The 16,102-nt window shown below is 32.8% G+C and carries 10 protein-coding genes; all 10 read left to right on the top strand.

The genetic code is table 11. From position 1 onward, the window contains the following. The first annotated feature begins 35 nt into the window (after positions 1–35). The 10 genes from Q0543_RS02025 (at position 36) to Q0543_RS01980 (ending at position 15,855) form a co-directional block, all read left to right on the top strand. Positions 36–1,796 (top strand): ABC transporter substrate-binding protein, encoded by a 1,761-nt coding sequence (locus Q0543_RS02025; RefSeq protein ID WP_299248350.1) that lies wholly within the window; start codon positions 36–38, stop codon positions 1,794–1,796. 137 nt (positions 1,797–1,933) lie between these two features. Beyond that, complete coding sequence (locus Q0543_RS02020; protein WP_299248347.1) at positions 1,934–5,260, top strand: DUF4175 family protein; 3,327 nt, start codon at positions 1,934–1,936, stop codon at positions 5,258–5,260. A 106-nt stretch (positions 5,261–5,366) separates the two neighbouring features. Continuing rightward, positions 5,367–5,768 (top strand): ATP-binding protein, encoded by a 402-nt coding sequence (locus Q0543_RS02015; RefSeq protein WP_299248344.1) that lies wholly within the window; start codon positions 5,367–5,369, stop codon positions 5,766–5,768. 2 nt (positions 5,769–5,770) lie between these two features. Next, positions 5,771–6,202, top strand: coding sequence for an rRNA maturation RNase YbeY (gene ybeY / locus Q0543_RS02010; RefSeq protein ID WP_299248341.1), 432 nt, complete (start codon positions 5,771–5,773; stop codon positions 6,200–6,202). 1,419 nt (positions 6,203–7,621) lie between these two features. Then, positions 7,622–9,487 carry a tRNA uridine-5-carboxymethylaminomethyl(34) synthesis enzyme MnmG gene (gene mnmG / locus Q0543_RS02005; protein WP_299248338.1) on the top strand — a complete coding sequence of 622 codons (1,866 nt, stop codon included), beginning with the start codon at positions 7,622–7,624 and terminating at the stop codon, positions 9,485–9,487. Positions 9,488–9,489: 2 nt separating this feature from the next. Then, on the top strand, positions 9,490–10,356 hold the full coding sequence (locus Q0543_RS02000) for a class I SAM-dependent methyltransferase (RefSeq protein ID WP_299248335.1): 867 nt from the start codon (positions 9,490–9,492) through the stop codon (positions 10,354–10,356). Next, positions 10,356–11,912, top strand: coding sequence for an Ig-like domain-containing protein (locus Q0543_RS01995; protein WP_299248332.1), 1,557 nt, complete (start codon positions 10,356–10,358; stop codon positions 11,910–11,912). Before Q0543_RS02000 ends, Q0543_RS01995 begins: the two co-directional genes overlap by 1 nt. A 451-nt stretch (positions 11,913–12,363) precedes the next feature. Then, complete coding sequence (locus Q0543_RS01990) at positions 12,364–14,172, top strand: tetratricopeptide repeat protein (protein ID WP_299248329.1); 1,809 nt, start codon at positions 12,364–12,366, stop codon at positions 14,170–14,172. A 425-nt stretch (positions 14,173–14,597) separates the two neighbouring features. Next, positions 14,598–15,260, top strand: a complete 663-nt coding sequence (locus Q0543_RS01985) for a hypothetical protein (protein WP_299248326.1) — start codon at positions 14,598–14,600, stop codon at positions 15,258–15,260. 19 nt (positions 15,261–15,279) lie between these two features. Continuing rightward, positions 15,280–15,855 (top strand): dual specificity protein phosphatase family protein, encoded by a 576-nt coding sequence (locus tag Q0543_RS01980; RefSeq protein ID WP_299248324.1) that lies wholly within the window; start codon positions 15,280–15,282, stop codon positions 15,853–15,855. Positions 15,856–16,102: the final 247 nt, after the last annotated feature.

The raw sequence follows: 16,102 nt of genomic DNA, 5'->3' as shown, positions 1-16,102 counted from the left end.
TTAACTGAGTACATATTATAATTTCCCACGATACAATGAAAAAATCGTTATTCCCACTATTACTTGCAGTACTTGTTATGGGATCTTGTTCCGATAGCAAAGATGGAAGATCTGAAAATGCAGAAGCATTAGTAGAAGCCAAAGGCGGCAAATATTCCGGTGGAATTTTTAAATACAACGAAGCGGAATTTCTTAAAAATTTATTCCCTCACAACATTACAGATGCAACTTCTTACAGAATTGCTTCTCAAGTGTATGAAGGTCTAATGAAATTCACTCAAGATTCATTACACTTAACAAACGGTTTGGCTGAAAGCTATACGATTGATGAATCAAAAACTGTGTATACATTCAAACTTCGTAAAGGAGTTATGTTCCACGACAATGCATGTTTCCCTGATGGAAAAGGTCGCGAACTAACTGCAGACGATCTTAAATATTGCTTCAGTTTATTATGTACATCTAATCCTCAGCAAAACCAAGGATTTAGCATGTTCCAAGGTATTTTAAAGGGAGCAGATGAATATTACGAAGCTACAGTAGGTGGTAAAAAACCTGAGTTTGAAGTTTCTGGTATAAAAGTTATCGATCCATTAACTATTGAATTTACGCTTATTGAACCAAATTCAATTTTCTTATACAATTTAGCTCGTCCATTTACTTTTGTATTTGCTAAAGAAGCATATGAAAAATACGGACAAGAAATGCGTGTAAAAGCAGTTGGTACAGGTCCATTTGTAATTTCTAGCATTGATGAAGGTACTTCAGTTAACTTATTAAAAAATCCAAATTACTACTTGAAAGATCAAGATGGCAATCAATTACCATACTTAAATGGTATTGCTGTTAAATTCTTAAAAGATCGTAAGATTGAATTGATTGAATTTAAGAAGGGTAATTTTGATATGATGTATCGCCTTCCAACAGATTTCATTATTGATATTGAAGAGCAATCTGTTAAGAAAACAGGTGAATACGGAATGTATGAATTACAAAAGAATCCAGAAATGGCAGTACATTTCCTTTCTTTTGCAAACCAAGGTAAAATGTTCAATAACGTAAACCTTCGCAAAGCAATTTCTTTCGGTATTGACCGTAAAATGATTTTAGATAAAGTATTGGACGGCGAAGGCGATGCACCAGGCTTCTGGGGTATTACTCCAGTAAATGTTTTCCCTGAATACGATGCAAAATCAATCACAGGTTATACATTAAACTTAGATTCTGCTACCTATTATCTTAAAAAAGCTGGTTTCAAATCAGGTGCTGATGTTCCTAAAATTGTATTGGAATTAAACTCTGACGGTGGAAGAAACGAAGCAGTTGCAAACGAAGTTAGAACTCAATTAAAAAATAACTTAAATATCACAATCGAAACGAATGTAGTTACAACTGCAACGTTAATTGATAATATGATTGGTGGTAAAGCAGATTTATTCAGAGTTGGTTGGATTGCAGATTATCCAAGTCCAGAAAATTTCCTATGGTATTTATACGGTAAAAATGTTCCTGCTACTTCATCTTCATCTTCGTATCCAAACATGGCTCGTTATAAAAACAGCAATTTCGATAATCTATACGAAAAAGGATTAAAAGCTCAATCGAATGAAGAAGCTTATAAATATTTCTTAGAAGCAGAAAAAGTAGCAATGGCTGATGCTCCAATCGTAGTATTATGGTACGATGAAGCTTACAGATTAATGCAACCTACTGTTAAAAATTTCCCAAATAATGCAATGCAATACAGAGATTTCACATCTGTTTATTTAACTCCAGCAAAAGGAGATTCTAAATAATTCATTCGAAATCTTCTTCTTTGTGTAGAGGAATTACAATCATTAAAACCCGTAATATTTCTAACAGAAATTATTACGGGTTTTTTCTCATACAGATATACAGATGTTTTAATCAATTCTATTATTGAATAAGCCTAATGATATTCGGTGCAACATATGAAGAACTGCTAATCAATCTGAGACAATACAAGAAGAAGTATTATCTCAATAGATTGGTACGTGGATCTTTGATTTCAATCGGATTGATATCCTCTATATTTTTGGTACTTGCCTTGAGCGAACATTTTGGTCGATTTAACAGCTTCGTACGACTCGCATTCTTGATTTTCTTGCTGGGCAGTGTAGCCTATACATTAAGCAGCTGGGTTTTAATACCTATTATAAAGCTATTTCAATTAGATAAAGCACTTAGCAATGAAGAAGCCGCAAAACAAATAGGATCACTCTTCCCAGAAATTAAAGACAAATTAGTCAATACGCTTCAATTACAGGCACAACCTGATACTCAAACCAATGCACTTATACTAGCGAGCATTCAGCAAAAGTCAAATGAGCTAAATACCTTTGAATTTGCAGGGGGAATTAAATTATCTGAAAACCGTAAGTATGCACGCTTTGTATTACCACCTATATTTCTAATAATCATTTTATTATTTATTATACCAGGTTTATTAACAGAGAGTGCAAACCGTATAATCAAATACAACAACCAATTTTTAGTGCCAGCACCATTTCAATTCAACTTATTGAATAAAAAACTGTCAGCTTACAAAAATCAAGACCTAGAAATTAACCTAGAGTTAGCGGGAAATGAAATTCCCGATCAATGTTATATCATCGTACGCAAGCAACGCTATAAATTAAAACATCAAGGAGATGGGAAGTTTAGTTACGAATTCAAAAACGTGCAGCGAATTGAAAATTTCTCTTTTGAAGCGGCTGGTTTTTTGTCACAGCAATATGAACTTGAAGTAGATGTAAAGCCAGATATTCGTGGGGTAGATATGATTTTACAATATCCTGCCTATATTCACAAAGAGTCAGAATCCATAAAAAATGGAGGGAATTTAAGTATTCCAGAAGGGACAACAATAACGTGGAACATTGAAACGGTCTATGCTGAGAGCCTAGAATTATCTTTTAAAAAAGATAAAAATATTCCTATTAAAGGATCAAAAGATGGAAGCAGATTTAGTTTCAAAAAAACCATACTACAAGACGATCAATATTCCTTGCAATTAAATGCAACCAAATCAGCAACAGTTGATCCTATACAGTATTCGTTAACGGTAATTAAAGACCAATATCCATTGATTCGTGTTGAGGAGTTTCGTGATTCTACCTTAATGGAAGAAATTACTTTTGGTGGTTCATTATCAGATGATTATGGTATAAAAAAATTACAATTACAGTATTCCATAAAAAGTAAAGATAAAAATATTGTTAAAAAAGGATTAAAACCAGTTGGTATAGAATCAAATAAATCGAATCAAACATTCTATTTCACGTGGCACTTAGACTCTATCAAAATTGAGTCTGGTCAAGAGTTGGAATATTATCTAGAAGTATTTGATAATGATGGTATAAACGGATCTAAAAGTACAAAGTCAGCTGTTTTCACGTGGAAAATTCCAACAGAAGAAGAGCTGAATCAAGAATTGAAATCTGCATCAAGTTCAGCTTCCAATCAATTTCAAGACGTTGCGAAGCAAGCACAACAATTGCAAAAAGAAATGCAGCAGTTGGAAGAGCGTCTAAAAACGAAGAAGCAACTTACCTGGCAAGATAAAAAAGCCATGGAAGACATGGTTAAAAAGAACCAAGCACTTGAAAAGGAGCTGGAACAATTGAAAGAAAATTTCAAGAAACTTCAAGAAAAACAAAATAAATTTGACCCAGCTTCTCAAGCATTAGCTGAAAAAATGAAGCAACTCGAAAAATTAATGAATGAATTACTCGACGAGGAAACAAAGAAAATGATGGCAGAAATGGAAAAGCTGCTTAAAGAAAATGCAAATAAAGAAGAATTAGATAAAGCATTAAAGAATCTAACGGATAAAGATAAGTTCTTAGAAAAGGAAATTGAGCGTAATTTAGAGATTTTCAAACAGATGCAATTTGATCGTGCATTAGAAAATAACATCCAGAAATTAGATGAATTAGCTAAGAAACAAGAAGATTTAGCAGAGAAAACACTTGATCAAAAAGCACCAAAAGATGCACTTCAAAAAGAGCAAGAGCAATTAAATAAAGAGTTTGATAAACTTCAAGAAGAAATGAAAAATCTTGAAGAATTAAATAAAGAATTAGAAGACAAAAAACCGCTGGAAGACCTGAAACAAGAAGGAGAGGAGATCGACCAAGACATGGAAAAAAGTAGTGATGAACTACAAAACAACCAAAGTAAAAAAGCGGGAGCTTCGCAAAAAAGTGCTGCAGATAAGATGAAAAAATTATCGAGCAAGATGCAGGAAATGCAACAAGAAATGCAAGAGGCGGAAGCAACAGAGAATATGAAAAACTTGCGTCAGATATTGGATAATTTGTTGCACGTTTCGTTTGATGAAGAAGCATTGATGAATGAATTTAAAAAAGTTCGTCAGTCAGATCCGCGTTACATCAGTTTAGGTCAACAGCAATTGAAATTAAAGGATGACAGCAAAGTAATCAAAGACAGCTTGTATGCCCTTGCCAAACGCGTTCCTCAAATAGAAGCATTTGTTACAAAAGAGGTAGTTGCCATGAACCAATACATGGATGCAGCCGTACAACATATAAAGGAACGTCGCCCAGATTTAGCGGCAGCAGATCAACAATATGCGATGACATCCATGAATAATTTGGCCTTGATGTTGGATGAAGTATTGAAGCAAATGCAACAACAGATGGCAGCTAGTCAGCCGAAAATGAGTGGTGCACAATGCAACAAACCCAAACCCGGTTCCTCAGGCAAGCCTAAATCTGGAAAAATGGGTGACATGCAAAAGCAATTAAGCGAACGCATTGAGCAATTGAAAAAGAATGGTGGAAGTGGAAAAGGCTATTCAGAAGAATTAGCAAAACTTGCAGCTGAACAAGAACGTATTCGTAAAGGTCTACAGGAGATGGAAAATCTCATGAAGGAACAAGGTGGTAAACCTGGAAACGATTTGAAGAAGTTGAATGAAATGATGGAGCAAACGGAGCGAGATCTGGTAAATAAAAACATTACCAACGAGACCATTATGCGCCAAAGAGAAATTCAAACCCGTTTACTTGAAGCAGAGAAATCGATTCGGGAGCGGGAGTGGGACAATACAAGAGAATCTAAAGCCGGTGTTCAAAAACCGAACACCGTACCACCTTCATTGGAGAAATATCTAAAGACGAAAGAAAAGCAATTAGAATTAATAAAGACCATACCACCTTCCTATACTCCCTATTATAAAGAAGAAATAGATGAATATTTTAAGGTATTAGAATAAAAAATAGTAAACAAATGCAGCTTATTGTTCATTCTTAGTTAATTGAACCTAGACTTATTTTGTTATTAATTATCAATGAAATAACTTGCATAAATTATAAAAAAACATGGAATCCTTGCGCATACAAATCCCATCCTTAGTAGAAAACATTCGTATTGTAGAAAGTTTTATTGACAACGTAAAGGAAACATTTGAAATAGATGACGACATCTATGGTAACATTATGGTTGCAATTACCGAATCGGTAAACAATGCTATCCGTCATGGCAACAAAGAGGATAAGAAAAAGAATGTTACTCTAACGGCATCTTGTACTGAGAACGTTTTGGTTTTTACTGTAGAGGATGAAGGTCCAGGATTTAATCCAGATACATTACCTGATCCAACTGCACCTGAGAACCTTGAAAAAGTAGGAGGAAGAGGAATCTTTTTGATGAAACATTTAGCGGATGAAGTTAAGTTTTCAAACGATGGCCGTAAAGTAGAATTAACATTCTTTAATAATTAATTTTGCCTGAAGCATTGATTCATTTCTTTACCGAAGATATTACCTATCAATTAAGACAACGTACTGAAATACGGTCTTGGTTGAATACGATTGCCAAAAAAGAAAAATATTCCATCTTAGAACTAAACTATATTTTTTGTTCAGATGAATATCTTCTTCAAATGAATAAAGATTTTTTAAATCACGATTACTATACCGATGTAATTACCTTCGACAACAGTGAGTTTAAGGGAGAGATAGAAGGAGATATTTTCATCAGTATAGATCGTGTTCGGGATAATGCCAAGCTACAGCAAACCACACTTAAAGATGAACTACATCGAGTGCTCGCACATGGCTTGCTACATCTTACCGGATATAAAGACAAAACCAAAGTTGAGAGTACGCTCATGAGAACAAAAGAAGATACTTCCTTAGCCTTACGTACTTTCTAAAATTGATATCAATGCAAAGAGGAGACATCGTTGCTTACACGTATCTCTATTTCATCCATGATGCTAGAATGTATTCGGATAAAAATGATCCTCCCAAAAAACATACCAGATTAAAATGAAACCCATATAAGCGCTAATCAAAAAGCCTAGATTTGATTTATCAAACCAGTTTATATGTGTTCCTTTTACAATTAGATTTAGGATAAAGAGTCAACAGATGTTTCATAAGGAGCAACCTAAAGAGAATAGATTTAAATCGTTTTAAAAGAATAATAGGATATGTTTCACGTGGAACATGTTTAATAGATAGAGTTGATATAAATCAAAACATAATACCTGACGAATAAAGAATAAACTTAAACAAAAATAGACCTACTATAATCGAGTAAATTAAAGGAATACATCACATAAGCACTTTAATTAAAATATATAAGAAAGACAATATGAAAGTACAATAGCAATATTGCTTGTGTATTATTCTATTCCTTTTTAACCATTAAAGATGAATAGCTCAAAAGAAACCATAATTGAACTTGATATGAGGTATGTGGTTAATTGATATATTTCATTATATAAGTTCTTGATGAAAGAAGAAAAGCATTATGTTTCACGTGGAATATACAAGTCAATAGAATATAAAAACCTGATGAAGGAAATATAGTTCATTCAATAAAAGAATCTGTTTATAGTATAGCAGAAAGAGTTTGGTATAAGAGAGAACGTAATGCATAATGAGACTAAATGATTCTTACGAATGTTTCACGTGGAACATGTGAATGGAATGAAACAGATATAAATATGATATCACAGGAAAAAATCATCTGTAATGTTCACATGGAACATATAAATAACTAGATGTATAATAGTAATAATAAAGATTTGCATCAGATATTATCTATAAGGACAAATTAAGAGATATCTTTATACAATAGCAACAGTAGAAAGATATTTAGACATTCTTAGTGATGAAAGATAGAGAATAAATGAATCAAGATGTTTCACGTGGAACATACGAACCAATTAAAATAAGGATTAGGCTATAATTAAGAAAATAGGGATTGGTTTAGTATAAGGGAAAGCTCTTAATATAACAAGAATAGAAGTGACACCTTTTAATGGTTCAAGGGAATCATTAAAAGGTGTCAAAAGAATAATCTGCAATAAAGAAAGGAACCATGTTTCACGTGGAACATATTATAATAAAAAGACTCAATAGAAAAGAATCCTTCCAAGAAGAAGGAGATTAGTATTAAAATGGATTTCCTAAATTCATAAATAGAGCAAAGGAATTGTATTATGTTTCACGTGGAACATATATACACGTAAATAAAAGAGATCCTCGAGAAACAAAAGATGATTCAATAGAAAAAGATTTGTTTCACGTGGAACATACATAGAACGAATAAATAACAAGGATATATGTTTCCTGAATATGATGTAATTGTTGTTGGTGCTGGACATGCTGGCTGCGAAGCTGCTGCCGCTGCTGCCAATATGGGCTCAAAAGTATTGCTTGCAACAATGAATATGCAAACAATAGCACAGATGAGTTGTAATCCCGCCATGGGTGGAGTAGCAAAAGGACAAATAGTACGTGAGATTGATGCATTAGGCGGATTGTCAGGCATTGTTTCTGATAAGTCAATGATACAGTTTAGAATGCTCAATCGTTCTAAAGGACCTGCTATGTGGAGTCCGAGATCACAAAACGATAGACATATGTTTGCTTGGGAATGGCGCATGCAGTTAGAAGCATTACCAAACGTAGATATGTGGCAAGAAATGGTATCTGGTCTATTGGTTAAAGATGGTAGAGTATGTGGCGTACGTACAGGATTAGGTATAGAGATACCAGGTAAAACAGTAGTCCTAACAAATGGAACCTTCTTAAACGGTATCATACATATTGGTGAAAAGAGATTGGGTGGAGGTAGAACAGGGGAGAAAGCTGCAACAGGTATAACCGAACAATTGGTTGAACTAGGTTTTGAAAGTGGTAGAATGAAAACAGGTACACCACCTAGAGTAGACGGAAGAACATTAAACTATGGCATAATGGAAGAACAAGAAGGAGATGTAAATCCTTCTAAATTCTCTTATTCTAAACAAACGGTTCCTTTAGTTAAACAACGTTCTTGCCATATAACCTATACCAACTTAGCTGTACATGAAACATTGAAGGAAGGCTTTGATCGTTCACCCATGTTTACAGGACGAATCCAAGGCTTAGGACCGAGGTATTGTCCTTCCGTAGAAGATAAGATCAATCGTTTTGCTGAAAAGGAAAGACATCAAATCTTTGTAGAGCCTGAAGGATGGAATACAGTAGAAGTATATGTAAACGGGTTTTCTACTTCTTTACCTGAAGAAGTTCAATACAAAGCGTTACGTAAAATAGCTGGTTTTGAAAATGCAAAGATGTTTAGACCAGGGTATGCAATCGAATACGATTTCTTCCCACCTACACAATTGCAGTTAAGTTTAGAAACTAGATTGGTCAAAAATCTCTTCTTTGCTGGACAAATAAATGGTACTACAGGATACGAAGAAGCAGCTTGCCAAGGATTAATGGCAGGTATCAATGCGCACAAAGCTGCGAAAGAAGAAGAAGCCCTTATCCTCAAAAGATCGGAAGCTTATATTGGTGTTCTGATAGATGACTTAGTAAATAAGGGTACAGAAGAACCTTATAGAATGTTTACTTCAAGAGCCGAATACAGAATACTTTTAAGACAAGATAATGCTGATTTGAGGTTAACTCCAATTGGCCATAAAATAGGCTTAGCAAGTAAAGAACGCTACCAAGACATGTTGGTTAAGAAAGAACAAAGTGAGAAATTGGTAGAAAAAATTAAGAATACAAAGATTAAACCAGAAGTAGCGAATCCAATACTTGAAGAAAACGGCTCTGCTGCAATCCGAGAAAAGGTAATACTTTATAATCTATTAAAAAGACCAAACATAGAAATCAATCTATTTGCAGACAAACTACCAGAGATTGCTACTTTAATTGAACCCTACACACAAGAAGAAGTAGAACAAGCAATCATTGAAGTGAAGTACAGAGACTATATTGAGAAGGAAGAAATCATGGCTCAAAAGATGACACAGCTAGAAAATATGCCTCTTAATCCAGACTTTGATTATAAAAAAATACAAGCATTATCTATTGAAGCTAGGGAGAAGCTAAGTAAACTAAAACCAGCTACGCTAGGACAAGCATCCAGAATAAGTGGTGTGAATCCTTCGGATATTTCAATATTAATGATTTACATGGGAAGATAAGAATGGCAAAGGAAATAACAACATGCAACTATTGCGATTGCGATGACTTAAAAAGCATCTTGAAAGTTGATGATTTAAGTATTACAAAAGAAAAGTTTGAACTACTAGAATGCTTTTGTTGTGGCTTGATACATACAAATCCACAGCCTCAAGAAAATGAAATAGGGAAGTACTATCAATCGGAAGATTACGTTTCTCATACAGACACGAAAAAGGGTTTAATTAATAATCTATATCACCTTGCACGCAAACAAACTTTAAATAGAAAATTATCCATTTTATCAAAATACCACAAAAAAACTACTTTGTTAGATATTGGTTGTGGTACAGGGTATTTTGCAGAACACATGCAAGCCAAAGGGTATACTGTTTCTGGAATGGAACCAGATACTGATACGAATAAAATTGCTGCAAAAAGATTGGGTAATGAAGTATTCCATTCATTAAATCAAGTAAAAGGAAAATATAAATTAATAACCATGTGGCATGTATTTGAGCACGTCCATGATATTAATAAAACAGTGAAAACCTTAAATACTTTGTTAGAAAAAGATGGGGTATTAATTATTGCAGTACCAAACCCCGAATCACCGGATGCTAACATGTATAAAGAATACTGGGCTGCATACGATGTACCAAGGCATATTTACCATTATAAAAAATCAGTTATCAAACAAATTGCAAACAGACATGATCTGAAAGTGATTGATATTCTACCAATGAAATTTGACAGCTATTATATATCCATGCTAAGTGAAAAATATAAAGGAGGAAATATTATAAAAGCATTTATGAATGGTTTTATTTCTAATTTCAAAGCTGGAAAATACAACACCTCAAGTCTTATATATATCATAGAAAGAAAATAATGATTCGAATTCTCATACTACTATTTTCAAGTGTTCTTTTTGTACGTTGTGCGAACATTGTACCACCAACTGGCGGTCCAAGAGATATGATACCACCAAAATTAGTATCAGAATTCCCTAAAAACGGTGCTACTAATTATAAAGAAAAATATATTTCTTTAACATTTGATGAACCAATAGTCGATAATCAATTAAGCTCAAAGTTGATAGTTAGTCCAACCATTGAAGGAAGTTATATAGTAAGAATAAAAAAAAATACGGTAAAATTAAGTTGGTCTGATACACTGAAAGAAAATACAACGTATACATTTAATTTCGCCGATGGTATAAAAGATAATACCGAATCAAATACAATAAATAATTATAGCGTAACATTTTCAACAGGAAACGATATTGATTCAAACAAAATAGAAGCAAAAATTAATAACGTACCAGGACAAATGGCAAGTAATAATTTAAAATTATTTCTATATCCAAAAACAGATACCATATTAAAATTATTAAAAATAAAGCCTGAGTATATTGGGCATGCTTCAGATTCTGGAAAAGTAAAAATTAAATATATAAAAGAAAATTCTTATACATCGATAGCAGTTATTGACTTAAATAAAAATAATAAATGGGATATAAATGAAGCAGTTGATGTAAAAAATATAACTATAAAAAATATAGTAAATGAATCGTATCAGTTACAATTTACAACCTTAGATACAACTAAAATAGTTTCAATTAACAATAAACTAAAAACAATAAATATACTGACTAATAAAGGTTTACAGGAAATTAAAATAAGTGATTCATATGGAACATATATACCAACGAAAATAAATTCTAGAAAATATACGATAGAAAATCAATATAAACTGGAAGATAGTACTAAAATACAAATAGAGTATGTGGATTCAATGGGGATAAAAGGTGCATTTAGTAAAAATATAATATTTAAAAATATTGATTTACAACGATTTAAAGACACAACTATCAACATTAGTAATACCAACAAAAAATACAAATTAAAACCAAAACTAGATTCTATACAATATTCTGTAGATAGATTAATAGATACAATTCAGCTTACATTAAAAGCACCCGAATATGTAAGCTATGAAATTAAAAATTACAACAATTCATTTACAATAATATTTAAAGGTCAAAAAGAAAAAGATAGTATTGAATTCACGCTTCCATATAAAACCATTTTATCATTGTATGGAGAATTCAACCAAAAATATACGCAACAGCTGGTAGTAGATGAACAAATAAATTATGGTAATCTACAGTTTGAAATAAAAACCGATCTAAAAAATTATGCATCATATTTAGAAGATAATTCTAAAAATATAGTTTATTCATCCAGTAATAAGTCTATTAACAAAATAAAAAATCTAGACGCAGGAATATATAAGTTATATGTAATAGTAGATACGAACAATAATGGATATTGGGATGCGTATGATCCAATAAACAATATACCTGCTGAACCTGTATATTATTTTAAAGAACCCATACAGATACGAGCAAACTGGGATTTAGAAGATATACAAATGATATTTTAAACATGGTTTATTAACAAACTGTAGATAAGCATATAAGCTACAATTTATAAAATAAATTATCCATATATAGGCTGTTAATAAGACTATAATTAATAACAATGAATGGTATTAGCAGGTGTATCAATATTTAGAAAGGTGCATAAGAATTAAAACTAAAAATCAATGTTAATACCTGTGCATATCTACATACAAAATGAACAAGTAGTTCTATGTTGATATCCCTGTATATATGTAATTAAATACTTTTTATAGTTGTTATTTAAATTATAAAGTTCTAGTTTAATGATACTTATTATATGGATAAACTGTTATTAATATGTACATGCATATTAATAAATGTGAACTGATATAAATCAAGTGTGAATTATAAAACTTATAAACGAATCCACAGCCTTAATAATAAAGAATAAAAATTTAAAAATTTTGTTTTATAAAAATAATAATAGAAGAAATGAAATATAAAATATTTGTCCTTTTAATGATATTTGCTTTTTCATTTAACAGTTTTTCGCAAACAGATTATTTTAAATTGGGGCGCGAATATTTTAATAATGGGGATTACGAAAAAGCTGCAGCAACCTATGCGGAAGTAATTAAAAAAGAAGATAACCTGCCAAAAGTGTACGACAATTATTTGTCGACTTTATATAAATTAAAAAATTATTCGGAAGTAGAAAAGATCATAAAGAAGATGATTAAAATGTCTGCTCCTGATAATTATATTTACCGAGTTGATTATGCGTTTTTTTACACGCAACAAAATTTACCAGATAAGGCAGATAAAGAATTTTCTTCATTGGTATCCGATATACAAAAGAATTCAACATCTGTGGATATTGTTGGTGCATATCTTATGCAATTAGGTGCTTACGGCTGGGCGAAACAATTATATGTACAGAGCAGAAAAAATTTCGACCGCTACGCGTATTGTTTCCAACTTTCTACTATTTATAATAGACTCGGCCAAACAGATAATATGTTAGACGAATTGCTCAACTATTTGCAACAACGTCCTGAGGAATTAGAACAAATACAAAATACCTTTCAAAATGAATTAGAAACAGACGAACAGTTTTCTGCTTTTGAAACAAAGGTTTATGAACGCATCAATAAAGATCCTTCTCAAATTATTTACAATCAGCTATTGTTGTGGTTGAATATTCAGCGGAAAAATTTTTCAAAAGCATTTATTCAAGCAAAAGCAATTGATAAACGAAATCGCGAATCTGGTTCTCAGGTGATGGATGTTGGAAATATCGCTTTAGAAAATAAAGATTACGATGCAGCGGCAACGTGTTTTCAATATGTAGTAGATACCTATAAGGAAAGTTATTTTTCGAGCATCGCAAAACGGATGGTGATACAAACCCGCGAAGAACAAATTAAGAATACCTTTCCGGTTGATAAACAAAAAATTGTTGGACTTATCAACGATTACAAACAATTGTTGAAAGAAAGTGGTCGCACCGCATATACCTTAGAGAGCTTGCGTAATATGGCTTTACTTCAGGCATTTTATTTAGACAAAAAGGATACAGCTATTGTTATTTTAACATCGCTTATTGAAAATCCCTATACAGAAAACCGCTTACGCGGTAAAGCAAAAATGGACCTGGGCGATATTTATTTGTTAACGGGCGAACCATGGGAATCGACCTTGTTATACAGTCAGGTTGAAAAAGATTTTAAAGAAGATCCGCTCGGGCACCAAGCAAAATTACGCAATGCAAAATTGTATTATTATAAAGGAGAATTTGTGTTGGCGCAAGAACAGTTGGATGTATTGAAGTTGGCGACAACGCGCGAGATTTCCAACGATGCCATTAAAATGAGTGTCTTTATTACAGAAAATTCGGGTTTGGATTCAACAACCGATGCATTAAGAGATTATAGCAGCATTGAATTATTATTGTTTCAGCGTCAATACACAGAAGCATTAGTAGCTTGCACACAATTATTAAAGACGTATCCAAAGCACGAATTAACCGACGATGTATATTGGATGCAAGCAACAATTTTAAGAGAGACAGGTAAACCGAATGAAGCACTAGAAATGTTGCAAAAAATCTCGGCCGGCTACGCCGAAGATTTATTGGGCGACGATGCCTTGTATACTTCAGCGCAGATATATGAATACGATTTAAAAAATCCTGAAAAGGCAATGGAATTGTATAAAGAGTTTTTAATTAAATATACCAATAGCGTATATGTAGTGGAAGCACGAAAACAATTTAGATTGTTGCGCGGAGATAAGATATAGGCTGTAGGGGAAAGTTTAAAGCCTAATGCTAGAAGCCGTTTGAATAAATTATAATAATTGAAAATCTCCCGCGATATCCACAAAGTTTTTCAACAAATGGGGATAGGTATTTAAGGGAAATGAAGTATGAATAGGCTTGTATTGATGGTATACCTTAGGGATGGAAATAGAAAATGATTATCGATTTGTAAATTTAATTCAGATTTCCAATTTTGAAATGCCCCGCGATATCCACATATTTTATGCACAAATGGGGATAGTTGTGTAGAGGAAATGGCGAGTGGATAGGCTTGTATTGAAGATGTATTTTAGGGATGAACATAGAAATCGCTTGTCGAATTTGTAAATTTAATTCAGCTTTCCAATTTTGAAATGCCCCGCGATATCCACATATTTTATGCACACATGTTAATACCTAAAATTATATGAACAAAGCATTTGCATCTTTTTGGTTCGGCATTGTATCGGTTTTATTCTTTGGTGGATTAACCATAGCGGCAATTGTAACAAAAGAAATCACTATTTTTTATGTGATCTATGTTTTTTGGTGGGACGAACTTATAAAAGCTATTTTTGAAACGATAAAATTGTCTTTTCAGGGCAATCAAATTGAAGATGTAGCTGCATTTAAAATACAGTTGTATGTACGCTTTTTTATGTTGTTTATATATGTCGTATTTATACTAATCTGTTTTGGATTCTTGATCGATTGGAATATAAAAGATAACGTGTCAAAAAATATAGATGTATTTATATTTCGAAACATCTATTTTAATCTTTCCTTGTTAACCTTTATCGGTCGGGAGGTATATGTATATGCAAATACGTTTCATTCAAAAGTTAACGTGGCAAATGTATTTACGAAAGGTGGATTGACATTACACCTATCCATCATTTTTGGGATGTTGTTGTGGGGTTTGTCTACCAATAAAATCGGCTCGTTTATGCCCGAATCGTTTTCAAGCTACAGTTACATTGTTTCAATTATTCCGTTTTTCATCATCAAGTTTATTTTTGATTGGTGGGATTTATCAGAAAAACGAAAAATGAATTGGAATACAGAAAACAACACAGAGTTGCACAAATAGATTGTGTAACAAACGGATTATGAAAAAAATTAAGTTCGTTACGATGTTACTATCTGTGTGTTTGCTTTCGCACGGCTGTGTTATAAAAGCACCCACACAAAACAAGGAGAAAGCAGTTGCAGAAAAAATATCCTTAGCATCGTTTAAAAATCTCTATAAAATAGACGACAGTTTGTACCGCTCCGAGCAGCCCAGTGCAAGAGGGATGAAGGAGCTTGAAACCCTAGGTATAAAAACGGTTTTAAATTTTAGAAATCACCACAACGATAAAGACGAAGTTGAACATACATCTTTGATTTTTGAACGCATTGCCCTCAACACTAAAAAAATTACCTATACCGATATTGTACAAACCTTGCAACGTATTAAACACTCAAAAAAGCCAATCTTAATACATTGCTGGCACGGCTCAGACCGCACGGGTTGTATGATAGCCGCTTACCGAATGGTGTATAATAAGTATACGAAAGAACAAGCTATTGCAGAATGTATTCATCCGCAGTATGGCTATCATCATTTTTGGTTTCCCAATATTATTATCTTGCTGAATGGCTTGGATGTGGAAGGTTTGAAACGGGACTTGGGGGAGGAGTGATTATTAAAACTACCGAGAGGCCTTCGATTTAAACGAAGACATCGGTCGTTAACAAGGGTTGATTGTATACAGACTGTGTTTACAAGTTGTAGAAATAATTGTTTTGTTTGGGATGAAAATGCGCTACTTACATTGTCTACGCACTGCGGAGACAATTGCGTTTTTTAATGTTTTATAGTACATATATCAGGATAAACCTGACATGTGTACTATAAAACATATTTATTTTGAATGATAAGTTTTTAAT

The organism is uncultured Cytophaga sp. (assembly GCF_937863595.1).
In the GTDB taxonomy this organism is placed as follows: Bacteria; Bacteroidota; Bacteroidia; order Cytophagales; family Cytophagaceae; genus Cytophaga.
The sequence above is the reverse complement of the archived record's forward strand: the minus strand, read 5'-3'. Positions and strand labels throughout refer to the sequence as shown.